Genomic DNA, 15,706 nt, shown 5'->3' with positions numbered 1-15,706 from the left:
ATAGTTTTATGGGAGAGGTATGTCTTGTTGGGAAGTTTTTAAGAAACTGAACACTTAAAACAGCTTTAAAACAAAAATTGAGGGTAGAATTTAAATAATTCTGCCCGCAATTTTAGCTGCATTTTTAAAAATAACCTATTTTCTGAATGTGCCTCGAAATCTAAAATAACCTTTTATTAATTCTGGTTATATCCAAAACGTTTTAACTGGTTTTTATCGCTTCTCCAGTTTTTATTCACTTTTACATACAATTCTATAAAAACTTTTTTCTCGAAAAACTTCTCTAAATCCTTTCTTGCTTCTGCACCAACTCGTTTAATAGCAGCTCCTTTGTGACCAATAATAATTCCTTTTTGAGTTTCTCTCTCCACCATAATTACAGAACGAATTCTAATGATATGTTCTTCTTCGGCAAATTCTTCGGTTTCTACTTCTACCGAATACGGAATTTCCTTTTTGTAGTGCATTAGAATTTTTTCTCTAATTTTTTCATTTACAAAAAAACGTTCGGGTTTGTCTGTTAATTGATCTTTTGGATAAAAAGCAGGCGACTTTGGTAATAATTCCTTTATTTTTTCGAAAACGGCGGAAACATTAAAACCTTCCAAAGCGGAAATTACAAAAACATCGGCATTTGGAACTTTATTTTTCCAGTATTTTATTTTTTCTTCTACTTCTTCTTGTGAAGATTTATCTATTTTATTCAATAATAAAATCACAGGAATTTCACTATGAATTATCTTGTTGAAGAAAGCTTCGTTTTTTAGTTCTTTTTCGCCAACTTCTACCATATAAATAAGAATATCTGCGTCTTCTAAGGCAGATTTCACGAAATCCATCATAGAAGATTGCAATTCGTAAGCAGGTTTTATAATTCCTGGCGTATCCGAAAATACAATTTGATGGTTTTCGTCGTTTACAATTCCTAAAATTCGATGCCTTGTTGTTTGTGCTTTTGAGGTAATAATAGACAGCTTTTCGCCTACCAACGCGTTCATTAACGTAGATTTACCAACATTAGGATTTCCAATAATATTTACAAAACCAGCTTTGTGTGTCATGCTGCAAAGATAAATTCTTTTTACAGTTGATTCAATTTTAGTTGATTAAAAAATAATTAAGATAAAGTTTGGTAATTACTTACATTGTGTTGTATATTTGCAGTTCAAATCGCGGGATAGAGCAGTAGGTAGCTCGTCGGGCTCATAACCCGAAGGTCACTGGTTCGAGTCCAGTTCCCGCTACTAAAAACAAAAAGTCAGCAGAAATGCTGACTTTTTTTTGTTGTCTTTTGAATCCTTTGCTGCGATTGAGGTTAATTCGAAAAAAGAGTTTACATTATTGGTTAGATGTTTTTTGCTGTCAAAATCTAATTCTCTTTCTAAGAATGGAAAGAATGTGAGATTTAAGATATGTAAAACATAAAGAAGAGGAAGAGAATTAACAGAAATTTAAATTTTTAACCAAGCGCTCGAAGCCACTTTTTTAACGACAATCTAGAGCTACACCTTTTAAGTGGTTTTTGCTTTTTTTTAAGCATTATTTTGAACTCAAATCTTTTTCATTTTAAATCTTTTAACAACAATTGCACAGATTTATAACCATTCCATTTATTTTCATCTAAAGTATAGACAATATCAAATTCGTCTTGTACAAACTCTATTTTATTACCCAAATTAAAACCAATTGCATTGTAGGTTTTTTTATTATCACCTTGAAAAACATTTAATTTTAAATGGGTTTTATCTGCGCCAACCTGTTTCCCATAACCATTATCTCTTACACAGGTAGATTTAAAAACGGGTTTCATATTCATTGGTCCAAAAGGTGCCATTTGTTGTATAATTCGAAAGAATTTATGTGTAATTTCAGATAAATCGATTTCTGCATCAATCGAAATTTCTGGGGTTAATAATTCTTTATCAATCGTTTTTTTTACAACTTCTTCGAACTTATTTTTAAAATTCTCGTAGTTTTCTGGTAATAAAGTCAACCCAGCAGCATATTTATGTCCGCCAAATTGTTCTATAAATTCGCTACATGCTTCCAATGCATTATACACATCGAAACCTTTTACAGAACGTGCAGAGGCTGCTAATTTATCGCCACTTTTTGTAAAAACTAAAGTAGGTCTGTAATATTTTTCTATCAATCTAGAGGCTACAATTCCAATAACACCTTTGTGCCAATCTTCTTGAAAAACGACAGATGTGAAACGCTCTTCCTCTTTATTATCTATAATTTGTATTAAAGCTTCGTTGGTTATTTTTTTATCTAATTCTTTACGATCTGCATTATTAATTTCAATAGCTGCAGCAAATTCAATAGCAGCATCTAAATCCATTTCTGTTAATAATTCCACAGCATAATTACCATGTTTCATTCTTCCAGCTGCATTAATTCTTGGCGCGATTATAAAAACGACATCTGTAATGGTAAGTTCTTTCTTTTTAATTTGATGAATAATGGCTTTAATTCCGTTTCTTGGTTGCGAATTAATTACTTGCAATCCAAAATAAGCCAAGGTTCTATTTTCGCCATTCATGGGTACAATATCTGCAGCAATTGCAGTGGCTACTAAATCTAAATAAGGCACAAAATGTTCTATGGTTTGGTTTCTGGAAACACCCAAAGCCTGAATTAGTTTAAAACCAACTCCACAACCACAAAGTTCATCAAAAGGGTAATTACAATCTTCTTGTTTTGCGTTTAAAACAGCAACCGCATTTGGAATTTCTTTCCCAGGTTTATGGTGGTCGCAAATAATAAAATCGATATTTTTTTCTTTAGCATACGCTACCTTTTCAATGGCTTTTATACCACAATCTAATGCAATAATTAAAGAAAAATCGTTGTCTTTGGCAAAATCGATTCCTAAATACGAAACACCATAACCTTCTGCATATCTATCTGGAATATAAGTGGCAACATTTGGGTGAATTGTTTTTAAATAAGAAGAAACCAAAGAAACAGCAGTAGTTCCATCTACATCATAATCACCAAAAACTAAAATATTTTCGTTGTTAGCAATTGCTTTTTCAATTCTCTGAACAGCCAAATGCATGCCTTTCATCAAAAAAGGATTGTGAATATCTTCTAAACTAGGGCGAAAATATGTTTTTGCTTCTTCGAATGTAGTTACGTTTCTTTGACAAAGAATGGTAGCAATGGTTTTATCAACCTGCAAATCTTTCGCAAGTTGTGCAATTTTTTCTTTGTTAGGTGTTGGTTTTAAAGTCCATCTCATAGTTTTTATGCTGTATCTAAAATTTGTGGAGTTTCAGCATCATTTTAATTGTACTTTATTCTTTTATAGAAATATCGTGCAAAAATATTTCGGTTTCTATTTCTGCAAATTGTCTAAACATTTCCATAACTCCACAATATTTTGTAACAGATAAATTTACGGCTTTCTGGATTTTTTCTGGCTGTAATTCGCTGTCTGTAAAATGATAATCTACTTTTACCTTGTTGTAGAATTTAGGGTGTTCGTCTGTTAATTCTGCAGTAACTTCAATTTTAAAATCTTCCACTTCTGCACGCATTTTTTCTAATAAAGAAACAATATCTAAACCAGAGCAACCTGCTAAAGAAGATAACATTAATGCTTTTGGAGCAAAACCAACAGTGTCTCCATTATCTTGCGATTTGTCGAACATTGTAAATTTGTAACCACTAGGATTGTCGGTTTCGAACTTCGATTTTTCTGTCCAAACTGTAGTAACTATATTTTTAACCATAAAATTATATTTTTTTAAAATTGAAGTATTAAATTGGGGTTTCTTACAAAAATAGCAACATCGTTTACAAGTTAATAATTAAAATGGAGAAAATTTATCAATTGAAAAGTAATCTAATTTTTTTATGTGCATTATTAATGCCTGTTTTGTTATACTCACAAACAGATAATGCTCCTGTAATTACTGCAAATGGCGACCAAGCTTTTTGTATTGGAAATGCTATAAATATTGTCGAAGATTTTACAATAACAGATTCCGATGATATTGGAATCGAATTTTTCTACATTCAAATTTCTTCTGGTTATCAAAAAGGTTTCGACTTTTTAAATTTAGCAAGTCATCCAACAATTACACGAAGTTGGAATTCAAATGAAGGAAAGTTAACTTTATTTTCGAAAGTTGCAGGAACAGAAATGCTATTTGCAGATTTAATAGACGCTGTAAAACAAGTAGTTTTTACAACAACTGCAAATGCAGTTTCCAAAGAAAGAATATTTTCTTTAACAGCAGACGATAAAAACTACCTAAAAGAAACAGATCATTTTTACGAATTTGTACCAGCACAAGGAATTACTTGGAAAAATGCCAAAATCGCAGCAGAAAATAGATTTTATTATGGTAGGAAAGGATATTTAGCAACTTTAACAAGCGAAATTGAAGCAAATTTTGCTGGAAAACAAGCCTCTGGAACAGGTTGGATTGGAGGTTCTGACGAAGAAACGGAAGGTGTTTGGAAATGGGTTACTGGCCCAGAAGCTGGTACCATTTTTTGGAATGGACAAATTAGCGGTTCTTCTCCTCAAGGTCAGTATGCGAAATGGAATATAAATGAGCCAAATGATTATAGAGGAAACAATACAACAGGAGAAGATTACGCACATATTACAGATCCTTCAATAGGAATTCGTGGTGCCTGGAACGATTTACCAAACACGGGTGGAACAGGCCTGTACTTAGCAAAAGGTTATGTTGTAGAATATGGAACTTTGGGAGATCCTCCATTAAATATTGTAGGAAGTTCTCGTATTTATATTCCACAAATAACTACAACAACAGAAGCTAGTGTTTGCGAATCTGGAACAGTAACGATCTCTGCAATTCCAAGCGAGGGACAAGTTTTATGGTACACTGCAGCAACTGGTGGAACTTCAATTTTTACAGGAAACGATTTTACAGCTACAGTTTCGGAAACCACAACATTTTATGCATCAGTTTCTGTTGGCGGTTGTACAAGTTTGCCAAGAACACCTATTAGAATAATTGTAAATCAAAGACCCACCATAACAAATATAAAAAACGATTTAATTTGTTCTGGAACCGCAGTATTAACAGCAACAGCTTCTAGAGGTGAAGTAAATTGGTACGATTCTTTAACAGGTGGAACACTAGTTTATACAGGAAATACTTACAGAACTCCCATTTTAACTGCAACAACTTCTTACTTTGTAGAAGCGAATATTTCTAACTGTATGTCTTTAAATAGAACAGAGGTGGTTGCAGAGGTAGATACTACAATTCCAAGTTTTAATGTTGAAAAAGAGAATGTTGTTTTATGTAAAGATATTGGTTCTGTAGATTTAAAAGTGATAAATAAGCAAGGAGCTTATACATATGTTTGGAAAAAAGAAGGTGTTTTAATAGCAGGAAATACTTCAGAAATAAATATAAAAGAAGCTGGAAATTATACCGTAAAAGCATTTTCTAAAGCAGGTTGCGAATCTTTAGAAAAAACAATTATTGTAAACGATTCTGAAATTGCAAATATTACCAAAGACGATATTTTAATTATAGACGATTCTGATAATAATTCTATTTCAGTGGAAGTACAAAACATAGGATCTGGAAATTATAAATTTTCGTTGGATAATGAGTTTGGTCCTTTTAAAGATCGTGGTTTTTTTGATGGAATAACAACAGGATTACATACTTTATTTATTAAAGATAAAGGTGGTTGTGGAACTGCTAAATATAATTTTTCGATATTAGAATATCCACGATTTTTTACTCCTAATAACGATAGAAAAAATGATTTTTGGCATTTAAAAGGATATAATAAAGATTTTTATACAGTTTCAGATATTTATATTTACGACAGATATGGAGTACTTTTAACTAAAATATCACAAGAAAGTGAAGGTTGGGATGGAACATATAAAGGGAAATTACTACCTTCCAACAGTTATTGGTTTCAAGTAATTTTAACAGATAAAAACGGCTTGTCTATAGAAAAAAAAGGAAGTTTTAGTTTAATAAGAAAATAATAAAACAGAAATATATGCCATTAGTAACACCTCTTATAGCGGAACACGATTTAGAAACAAAAAAATTAGCAGAATTTTTTAATGAAACCTTGGGTTTTTGTCCAAATTCTGTCTTAACAATGCAAAGAAGACCTGCCATTTCTAAAGCATTTATCAACTTAAACAAAGCTGTAATGGCAAATGAAGGTAGAGTAACTTCTGCTTTAAAAAGGTTGATTGCTTGGGTTTCTAGCAACGCAACAGGTTGTAGATATTGCCAAGCTCATGCAATTAGAGCTGCAGAACGTTATGGAGCAGAACAAGAACAATTAGATAATATTTGGGAATACAAAACACATAGCGCTTTTTCTGATGCAGAAAGAGCTGCACTAGATTTTTCTTTAGCAGCATCTATGGTGCCAAATGCAGTAGATGCAAAAATTAAAGAAAAACTTTATAAATATTGGGACGAAGGAGAAATCGTAGAAATGTTGGGTGTAATTTCTTTATTTGGTTACTTAAATCGTTGGAACGATTCTATGGGAACTACTTTAGAGAAAGACGCCATAGAATCTGGAAATCAGTTTTTGGGGAAACATGGTTTCGAAGTTGGTAAACACAATGGCTCTAAATATTAGAGAAAAATAAAAACAAAGAAGCCTTTTCGTTTTTATAGAAAAGGTTTCGTATAAACATTAAGGGTTTCCCCAAACTCTTTTTTTCTTAAAATTTAGTAAACAACATAACTTCTATTTTTGCAAAATTAGAGACTATTTAAAATATATGGAATTTAAAAAGGTACAAAAAATTAAAAATAGAAAGTTAAAATTGAGCCTTTAATTTCTTGATTATCTTTCTAGAAACAGCATCAATTGTTTTTTGTGATTTTTCAATATCAAGTTCAATACTATTTTCGTCTAAAACCATGTCTTTTGTGGTAGATAACGATTTTTTATACCAATCGTTCCAAGCAGTAATAATTTCGATTTGTGTTTCTAAAGAATCGCCATTATTTAAAGCAATTTTACTTTGTTTCAATTCTTCATTTAATCTTTCAATAGCCGCTTTTTCTAAATTATAAATTATAGTTTTAGCTGTATTTTCATCGGCATTTAATAAAGTATATGCAGCAATTAAAGCTGCAGTTCCAACATTTTTTAATGTCGTTTTAGAAACTTTATCAATTCGATCGTTATCTGTGTGATAAAACTGATCTGTAAAATGCCAAAATAAAACACTTGGAATGTTTTCTTTTAAAAAAGGAACGTGATCGCTTCCACCTTCAAACGGATTTGTATTTACAATCCAATTTGCTCTTTTTGCTTGAGCCTTAAATTTATCGATTAAAAAATCGTTTAAATAATGCGGTTTCATTTGTTCTAAACTCATTTCAGTTCCTCCCCATTCTGTATGTTTGTCATTTCCACGCGCCCAAATTGCACTTGGATCTGGCATTTTTTCAATTAAGAAAGTTCCACCAGTTTTTTCGGTATCTTCTCCAACCATGTCTAAAGAAATTCCCCATTTTATATCTTTTGCTCTTGTAAGATCTTCTTGTACATATCTTCTTGTAGAAACAATTTCGTCTCCCCATAAAAAAGTTAACGTTCTTTTAGGTTGAAATTCTTTTTGATTGATAAATTTCGCAGTTAACGAAGCCATTTCTAAAGTAACACCCACTCCAGTGGCATTGTCATTTGCACCAGGTTCTTGAATGTGTGCACTAAAAACTAAACGTTCTTTCGGTTTTTCTGCACCTTTAACATCTGCCACAATTGTTAATTCTTCGGAAGCATAAATATTGGTTTCAATTTTTACATTTAGTTTTGTTTTTCCTTTTTCTAACGTTTTTTTTAAACGTTCTTTTGCTTGGTAAGAAAGTGCAATTGCCCAAGGTTTGTTTATAGAATCATAAGGAATAGAACGAAATTGAATAGAAGTCGTGTTTTTTTGGGGTTGTAAATAAGAAGGGTTATCATAAGTGATAATACCTGTGGCTTTTCCTTCAATAATTGCCGATTTGTAAAGTTCGTATGGACTCGTTTCCGCAAAAACGATTTTTCCTTTTACGTTTGTTTTGTTAATGTTTTTAATGTCTTTGATATAAATTACTTCTGCAGAAATTCCTTCTTTAGGAGTGCTGTAAGAATTTAAAGCAATCATATTTCTATTAGTACTGTGTTGCAACAAAGGTTCTATTTCTCCTTCAATTTTTAAAACTGCATCTACAGATTCCCAAGTTGGGTTTTTAAGTGGACGTTTCTCAATTCTATAAGTTAAAACATCTTTTTTAGTAGCTTTTTCCTCTAAAATATAACCTGCTTTTTCTAACTCTTCTGCAATTTTATAAACACTTTTATTAAAACCGGTATTTCCAACAACTCGCCAATATTTCTCGATAAACGAGGTCGTTTTATACGCTAAATCTCCAGTAAATTCTTTGTTTATTATGTCAGTATAATTTTTTGGTGGTAATTTTTTTGGCTTTTCATCAGTTTTACATTGAAAAAGTAGAAATGAAAATAATAAAAGGTAGATTAATTTTTTTAACATGAGACCAAGTTTTTTATGCCATAAAAATAGTTTTTTTTGAAAAAAAATCCTCGATTTTTTAATAAAATTGCCATTAAAAATTCCATTCTTAATAGAACAGGAGTCTAAAAAGTATTATAAATAAGCTAATTAGAAATTTTTATCATACTTTTTAAATCTCTGGAATAAGAAGGATACGTAAAAATAAGTTTTTTAAATTGAGAAACGATCATTTTCTAGTTAATTGCCATCATAATATATTTATACATTCATTCTCTTCTGAGCCTAATAAGTGCGCCCCAACAATAATATTTGTTTTTTTTTTTTATTGATGATAATTTTATACGCATACATCTTTTTCATTAGATTTTTTTGAATTTTATCAAAAAAAATAAGAATATAAATATTTGTTGATTGTAACGAGTAATTTATAAACGGATGTACTTCTACATTATAAAAATATTTAAGCTCTTTGTCTCTCTGTTAAGCTTTGTGGAATAAATAAACCACAAGGAAAACCCTTAATACATAAACCCAAATAAATAAAGCGGAATAATATTTAAACCGCCAACTTCCATATCATCTCTCACAACAAACCCATTTTCTACGCCTTTAATTTGTTTTGTAGGTTTATTTTTTCCACCAATTTCAAACGTATATTTTTTATTAATTAGAAAATCGCCCTTTTCTGCCAAATGAATTTCGTGTATGTGTTTCATCTGATTCGCGAAAAAAGTTTCTCTTAATGTATCAACTTCGGCTTGTTTTTTATCCAAAGCAAAAATTAAATTGGTGTTGTTTAAGTATAATTTTTCTGGTTTCGTTAAGGCTCCAACCCCTTTTGTAGGCTTAAATAGTTCCATAACCAAATCTGCTCTGTTTAATAATTTTATAGCGTTTATTAAAAAGGTTCTGTTAATACCTAAACGTTCACTTAATTTTTTAATATTTGGTGAAAACGGAACACTTTGTGCAATCGCTAAAAGTAGTTTTTTTATTTTTCTACTATCTTCATAAGCAATATTTTCCACAGCATTCAAATCGGATTCTATAATTAAATTAATCGTTTGTATTAATTTTAAATTATAACTTTCTACATCTTCTAAAAAATACGGATAATTGCCATATTCTAAATATTCTTTAAAATATTTTAAAGGGTGTATTTAATTTTGTTGAAATTTCTCTGGCATATTCTTTATGATTTTTTAAAATGTCTTCTAAATCTAAAATTGGTAGTTTTTCTCCAGTTTTAAAATAAAGAAACTCTCTAAATGACAATTCTTTTAAATAATAAGGAACCACTCTTCTGCTTAAATCAGATTCTCCTTTGTAGATTTCTAACATTGAAGAAGAAGTGAAAACGGTTTTCAATTTCGGAAATTGGTCATAAATTAATTTTATTTCTCTCGACCAATTTGGGTATTTATGTACTTCATCTAAAAATAAATGTGTGCCACCCTGCAAAACAAATTCTTCTGCTAAATCTACCAAGTTATTTTCTAAAAAATACAAATTATCTAAAGAAGCATACAAAGGTTCTGCGTCTTTTGGTAAATAGAACTTTATTTGTTGCAACAGTAAAGTAGTTTTCCCAGAACCTCTTGCACCTTTAATAGCAATCAATCTGTTAGACCAGTTTATTTTTGTGATTAGATAACGCTCTTTTGTAAAAACCTTGTCCAAAAACAGTTTTTGAAGCGTGAGTAATTTTTCCATTTTGTTATATTGAATAACAAACATATACAAATAATGTTATTTAAAATAACAAAATAATATAAAAAGTGTTATTTTAAATAACAAAATACACTATTTTATTTTCAAAGATTCACCTTCAAAAGACAAACCCTCAAAACCAGTTTTCATAAAGTTTCTTATATTTTGATGAGCATCTCCATTTTTATCTTCTAAAACAGATTTATAATGTTCTCCAAAACAAAATAAGGTTTCTTCTTTAGATAATTTTTGAAGTTTAGCAAACGCAAATAATTTGCAAGAACCAGAATTTTCGCCAGCATTGTTTTTGAGTTCTCCGTTTGTAAAATTGGTTGGTGTGAAATTATAATTATCTTCAATTACTTGCATCGTTTCTGAAAACGTAATTGCTGTTGGATTTGATTTTAGTATTGTTTTGAATTGTTGGATTATCATTTATAATATTTTTTTATTTTAAAGACCTCACAGGTTTTAAAAACCTCGTGAGGTCTGTAAACTGTTATTTCTTCCCTTCAACAATTACCACAATTTCTCCTTTTGGTGGTTTTGCAGTATAATGTGCTAATACTTCTGTGGCAGTTCCTCTAATGGTTTCTTCAAACATTTTTGTGAGTTCTCTAGAAACAGATACTCTTCTTTCTGCACCAAAATATGCTACAAAATGCCCTAATGTTTTTACCAGTTTGTGTGGAGATTCATAAAAAATCATCGTTCTTGTTTCTTCTGCTAACAACAAAAAACGAGTTTGTCTTCCTTTTTTAACAGGTAAAAAACCTTCAAAAACAAATTTGTCATTGGGCAAACCAGAATTTACCAAAGCTGGTACAAAAGCTGTTGCACCTGGTAAACAATCGACTTCTATATTATTTTCTACACAAGCTCTTGTGAGTAAAAAACCAGGATCTGAAATTGCTGGAGTTCCAGCATCAGAAATTAATGCACAGGTTTCTCCATTCTCGATTCTTTGCACCACACCTTTTACAGATTTATGCTCATTATGCATATGATGACTGTGCATTTGCGTAGCAATCTCAAAATGCTTTAACAATTTTCCACTTGTACGTGTGTCTTCTGCTAAAATAAAATCGACTTCTTTTAGAATTCTAATCGCTCTAAAAGTTATGTCTTCTAAATTACCAATTGGTGTTGGGACTATATATAATTTGCTCATTTTAATTAGCCGTTAAAAATTTCTAAATAATCATCAAAAGTATAAAGACGATTTCTTTGAGAACCTGTTATTTCTTTTAAGATTTTCAAGTTTTCAAGTTTGTTTATTAGTTGATATGCAGATTGTGGGTTTTTCTCTATAATTTCTCCAACTTTTTGGGCATCAACAACAGGATTGCTATATAGATAATCAACTATTTTATGAGCATCGGAACTTCTTGCCCCTAGTTTAGTAATTTTCTCTTCTGTAGATTTTGAAAGATGCATAATTGAATTAAAAGTATCTACACCTTTCTTGGAAGTTTCTATAATTCCTGTTAGAAAAAATTTAAACCATTGATTGATATCATTATGGGTTCTGACTCTCATTAGGTTATCATAATATAAAGTTCTGTGTTTTTCAAAAAAATCTGATAAATATAAAATAGGCCGTTTTAAAATTCCTTTGTTTACTAAATATAAAGTAATTAAAAGTCTTCCAACTCTTCCATTTCCATCTAAAAAAGGGTGGATAGTTTCGAATTGATAATGAATTAGAGCTATTTTTAATAAATCTGGCATAGGATTTTCTAAATCGTTTGCAAATTTTTCAATGTCAGAAATAAAATCGTTTACAGTATTGTGAATAGGAGGTATAAAAACGGCATCATTTATAGAAGCTCCACCAATCCAATTTTGACTGCTTCTATACTCTCCAGGTAATTTGTGATTACCTCTTACACCTTGTAATAAAATTTTATGAGTTTGTTTTATTAGTCGACTTGAAAAAGGAAGCTTATGTAACAAACCAACTGCATGGTTCATTGCTTGAATATAATTTTGTACTTCTTCCCAATCATCTCTTTTTTCACTTGAAACATCTTCTTTTTTTAGAAAGACTTCTTCCATATTAGTCTGTGTACCTTCTATTTTAGAAGATTGTGTGGCCTCTTTTGCAATATGCATCTGTGTAAATAAATCAACATTTACATATTCAGAATACATATCTAACCTTCCTAATTGTCTATCTGCAAGACTTAATAACTGAATTAGTTTCATGTCGTTAATCATCCAATCTCTATTAATTTGAGTAGGTTGAAAACTTTTATAATATCCTTGATTTTGATATAATCCAGATTTAAAATTTATCATAATAAGAGTTTTTGTTATTATGTAAATATATAAAAAATCATAATTAAATATTTTATTATTATGAATTTCATATAAAAAGCATAATAATTGATTTTCTTATTATGTTTTAAATAGATTCATATGCTTCCACAGTAATATTTGCAACAATATCGCCAGTGTGTTTTGTAGTAAGTGGCTCAAACAACAAAATAAAAACTTCTTCTTTGGCAACTGGTTTATGCTCCACTCCTTTTGGAACAATATAAAACTCGCCTTCGTTAATCGTAATAATTTTATCTCTTAAATGGATTTCTAAAACGCCTTTTTGTACCATAAAAAGCTCGTCTTCATTGTCGTGCTTATGAAAAACAAATTCTCCTTTTATTTTGGCTAATAAAATCTGTTGTTCGTTTAATTCTCCTATTTTCTTTGGCGACCAATAATCTGAAAATAAATTGAATTTCTCTTGAATATTAATTACACTCATAAAGACAAATTTACGAAGAATTAGACGGATTCTGCGTTACCGATTAAAGTACTTCGAATTCGCTAAGCACAGGCTAATGTTTAAACTCTTTTTGTTTAAAAAAAGTGAGTGCGAAAAGCGTAGTATTTCTGTTTAGAAATGAACACCCAAAACATTCATATTTAATGGAAAATGATTAATTTCGCAACTTAAATTATTCATAGAAATGTATAAAAGTCATTCTTGTGGCGAGTTAAGAGATTCGCATATAAATACAGAAGTAACCTTGGCTGGTTGGGTACAAAAATCGCGCGATAAAGGTTTTATGATTTGGGTAGATTTACGCGATCGTTATGGAGTTACACAGTTAATGTTCGATGAAGAACGCACACCAAAAGAAATGATGGAGAAAGCAAAATCTCTGGGAAGAGAGTTTGTAATTCAGGTTACTGGAAGGGTGATTGAACGTGAGTCGAAAAACAGTAAAATGCCAACTGGAAATGTGGAAGTTTTAGTTTCTAAATTAGAAATTTTGAATGAATCTGTAACTCCGCCTTTTACGATTGAAGACAAAACCGATGGTGGAGATGACCTAAGAATGAAATACAGATACTTGGATATTCGAAGAAATCCGGTAAAAGAGAGTTTAATTTTCCGTCATAAAGTTTCGATGGAAGTTCGTAAATACTTGTCTGACCAAGAATTTATTGAAGTTGAAACGCCTTATTTAATAAAATCTACACCAGAAGGTGCAAGAGATTTTGTGGTTCCTTCGAGAATGAATGAAGGTCAGTTTTATGCCTTACCACAATCTCCACAAACTTTCAAACAACTATTAATGGTTGGTGGAATGGATAAATATTTTCAGATTGTAAAATGTTTTAGAGATGAAGATTTACGTGCAGACAGACAGCCTGAATTTACACAAATTGACTGTGAAATGGCGTTTGTGGAACAAGAAGATATTTTAAATATTTTCGAAGGATTAACGCGTCATTTACTAAAAGAAGTAAATGGAGTTGAAGTAGATAAATTTCCAAGAATGTTGTATGATGATGCAATGCGTTTGTATGGAAATGACAAACCAGACATCCGTTTTGGAATGGAATTCGCTGAATTAAATTCAGTTACACAACACAAAGATTTTGGTGTTTTTAACAATGCTGAATTGGTAGTTGGAATTGCAGTTCCAGGAGGAAACTCATACACAAGAAAAGAAATTGACAATATTATAAAATGGGTTAAAAGACCACAAGTAGGTGCTTTAGGAATGATTTATTGTCGTGTAAACGAAGATGGTACTTTTAAATCTTCTGTAGATAAATTTTATGACCAAGAAGACTTGGCAAAATGGGCAGAAGCTACAGGTGCAAAACCTGGAGATTTAATCTGTATTTTGTCTGGAGAAACCAATAAAGTAAGAGCACAATTATCTGCTTTAAGAATGGAGTTGGCAGAACGTTTAGGATTGAGAGATCCAAAAGTATTTGCGCCACTTTGGGTAATAGATTTTCCATTATTAGAATTAGATGAAGAAACAGGGCATTATCATGCCATGCACCATCCATTTACTTCACCAAAACCTGGTCAAATGGAGTTGTTAGAAACAAATCCTGGAGCAGTAAAAGCAAACGCATACGATTTGGTTTTAAACGGAAATGAAATTGGCGGAGGTTCAATTCGTATTCACGATAAGCAAATGCAAGCAACCATGTTAAAGCATTTAGGTTTTTCTGAAGAAGATGCAAAAGCACAATTTGGTTTCTTAATGGACGCATTCGAATATGGAGCACCACCTCATGGAGGTTTGGCTTTTGGTTTGGATAGATTAGTTGCCATTTTAGGCGGACAAGAAACCATCCGCGATTTTATTGCATTTCCAAAAAATAATTCTGGAAGAGATGTTATGATAGATGCACCTGCTTTTATCGACGAAGAACAATTGAAAGAATTAAGCTTAAAATTAAATATTCAAGAATAAATAAAAATCCCGCAAAAGCGGGATTTTTTGTTAAATTTAAAGTATGAAAAATCTAATCTCACTTACAATACTTTTTACCACAATAATTTCATTTTCACAAGAGATTACAGGAAATCAATTATTGGAAAAAGCCATTGAATTTCACGACCCAAATGGAAATTGGAAAACCTTTAAAGGCGAACTTTTTGTAACCATGGAAACTCCCAAAGGACAGTCAAGAGAAAGTAGAATTAGAATTAATTTACCTAAACAATACTTTTTTGTGAAAGCCAAAAGAGATAAGATTACTACAGAATACGCAATTCACAAAGGAGATTGTAGTATGGCAGTTAATGGTAATACAAAACCGTCTGAAGAACTTAAAAAGAAACATGGTTTAAGTTGTGAGCGTGCAAAACGCTTCAAAAATTATTACACATATTTATATGGTTTGCCAATGAAGTTGAAAGATAAAGGAACAATTATCGATAAAAAGGTAGAAAGAAAAATGTTCAAAGGAAAAAAGTATTTAGTTTTAAAAGCAACGTATAACAAAGAAGTTGGTAAAGATACTTGGTGCTTTTATTTTAATTCCAAAACGTATGCTATGGAAGTGTATCAATTTTTTAAAGAAGCAAAAGATAGTGGAGAATATGTTTTATTATCTGGTTTAGAAACGATTAATGGTGTAAAAATGCCCAAAAATAGAGCTTGGTATTATAATAAAGATAATGGTTATTTAGGAACGGATATTTTGTCGAAAACAAATAATTAA

14 protein-coding genes and 1 tRNA gene are annotated in these 15,706 nt (G+C 30.8%); 5 read left to right on the top strand and 10 right to left on the bottom strand.

Features of this window, described 5'->3' with window-relative positions; genetic code table 11:
• Positions 1 to 176: 176 nt before the first annotated feature.
• Positions 177 to 1,061: a GTPase Era gene (gene era / locus J3359_RS07295; protein ID WP_208080046.1), complete on the bottom strand. Its 885-nt coding sequence runs from the start codon at positions 1,059 to 1,061 to the stop codon at positions 177 to 179.
• A gap of 110 nt (positions 1,062 to 1,171) precedes the next feature.
• Between era and J3359_RS07290 the strand changes: the two genes are divergently transcribed.
• A tRNA-Met gene (locus J3359_RS07290) sits at positions 1,172 to 1,244 on the top strand.
• 317 nt (positions 1,245 to 1,561) lie between these two features.
• Here the strand turns inward: J3359_RS07290 and recJ are convergent.
• Positions 1,562 to 3,247 (bottom strand): single-stranded-DNA-specific exonuclease RecJ, encoded by a 1,686-nt coding sequence (recJ, locus tag J3359_RS07285; protein WP_208080045.1) that lies wholly within the window; start codon positions 3,245 to 3,247, stop codon positions 1,562 to 1,564.
• A gap of 55 nt (positions 3,248 to 3,302) precedes the next feature.
• Positions 3,303 to 3,740 (bottom strand): OsmC family protein, encoded by a 438-nt coding sequence (locus J3359_RS07280; RefSeq protein WP_208080044.1) that lies wholly within the window; start codon positions 3,738 to 3,740, stop codon positions 3,303 to 3,305.
• An 83-nt stretch (positions 3,741 to 3,823) separates the two neighbouring features.
• Between J3359_RS07280 and J3359_RS07275 the strand changes: the two genes are divergently transcribed.
• The gene (locus J3359_RS07275; RefSeq protein ID WP_243766001.1) at positions 3,824 to 6,001 is read left to right on the top strand and encodes an Ig-like domain-containing protein; all 2,178 of its coding nucleotides are present in this window, start codon (positions 3,824 to 3,826) and stop codon (positions 5,999 to 6,001) included.
• A gap of 14 nt (positions 6,002 to 6,015) precedes the next feature.
• Positions 6,016 to 6,618, top strand: coding sequence for a carboxymuconolactone decarboxylase family protein (locus tag J3359_RS07270; protein ID WP_208080043.1), 603 nt, complete (start codon positions 6,016 to 6,018; stop codon positions 6,616 to 6,618).
• A 184-nt stretch (positions 6,619 to 6,802) separates the two neighbouring features.
• On the opposite strand, the gene J3359_RS07265 is transcribed toward J3359_RS07270, so the two are convergent.
• The 7 genes from J3359_RS07265 to J3359_RS07240 all read right to left on the bottom strand — a co-directional run bounded on the left by J3359_RS07265 (position 6,803) and on the right by J3359_RS07240 (position 12,992).
• Positions 6,803 to 8,533, bottom strand: a complete 1,731-nt coding sequence (locus J3359_RS07265) for a M28 family peptidase (protein WP_208080042.1) — start codon at positions 8,531 to 8,533, stop codon at positions 6,803 to 6,805.
• Positions 8,534 to 9,033: 500 nt separating this feature from the next.
• Positions 9,034 to 9,675, bottom strand: coding sequence for a DUF8612 domain-containing protein (locus tag J3359_RS18300; protein WP_496559662.1), 642 nt, complete (start codon positions 9,673 to 9,675; stop codon positions 9,034 to 9,036).
• On the bottom strand, positions 9,653 to 10,228 hold the full coding sequence (locus tag J3359_RS18295; RefSeq protein ID WP_243765999.1) for an ATP-binding protein: 576 nt from the start codon (positions 10,226 to 10,228) through the stop codon (positions 9,653 to 9,655). Before J3359_RS18295 ends, J3359_RS18300 begins: the two co-directional genes overlap by 23 nt.
• Positions 10,229 to 10,318: 90 nt before the next feature.
• Complete coding sequence (locus J3359_RS07255) at positions 10,319 to 10,660, bottom strand: HopJ type III effector protein (RefSeq protein ID WP_208080041.1); 342 nt, start codon at positions 10,658 to 10,660, stop codon at positions 10,319 to 10,321.
• A gap of 64 nt (positions 10,661 to 10,724) precedes the next feature.
• Positions 10,725 to 11,396 (bottom strand): 16S rRNA (cytidine(1402)-2'-O)-methyltransferase, encoded by a 672-nt coding sequence (gene rsmI / locus J3359_RS07250; protein ID WP_208080040.1) that lies wholly within the window; start codon positions 11,394 to 11,396, stop codon positions 10,725 to 10,727.
• Positions 11,397 to 11,401: 5 nt separating this feature from the next.
• Complete coding sequence (locus J3359_RS07245) at positions 11,402 to 12,526, bottom strand: Fic family protein (protein ID WP_208080039.1); 1,125 nt, start codon at positions 12,524 to 12,526, stop codon at positions 11,402 to 11,404.
• Positions 12,527 to 12,632: 106 nt separating this feature from the next.
• Complete coding sequence (locus J3359_RS07240; RefSeq protein ID WP_208080038.1) at positions 12,633 to 12,992, bottom strand: cupin domain-containing protein; 360 nt, start codon at positions 12,990 to 12,992, stop codon at positions 12,633 to 12,635.
• Between the two features lie 205 nt (positions 12,993 to 13,197).
• On the opposite strand from J3359_RS07240, the gene aspS reads away from it, so the two are divergent.
• Entirely contained in the window at positions 13,198 to 14,952 is a 1,755-nt protein-coding gene (gene aspS, locus J3359_RS07235) for an aspartate--tRNA ligase (RefSeq protein WP_208080037.1), read from the top strand.
• Between the two features lie 43 nt (positions 14,953 to 14,995).
• Complete coding sequence (locus J3359_RS07230; RefSeq protein WP_208080036.1) at positions 14,996 to 15,706, top strand: DUF6503 family protein; 711 nt, start codon at positions 14,996 to 14,998, stop codon at positions 15,704 to 15,706.

Source organism: Polaribacter cellanae, from assembly GCF_017569185.1.
In the GTDB taxonomy this organism is placed as follows: Bacteria; Bacteroidota; Bacteroidia; order Flavobacteriales; family Flavobacteriaceae; genus Polaribacter; species Polaribacter cellanae.
This window is presented reverse-complemented; position numbering and strand designations above follow the sequence as displayed.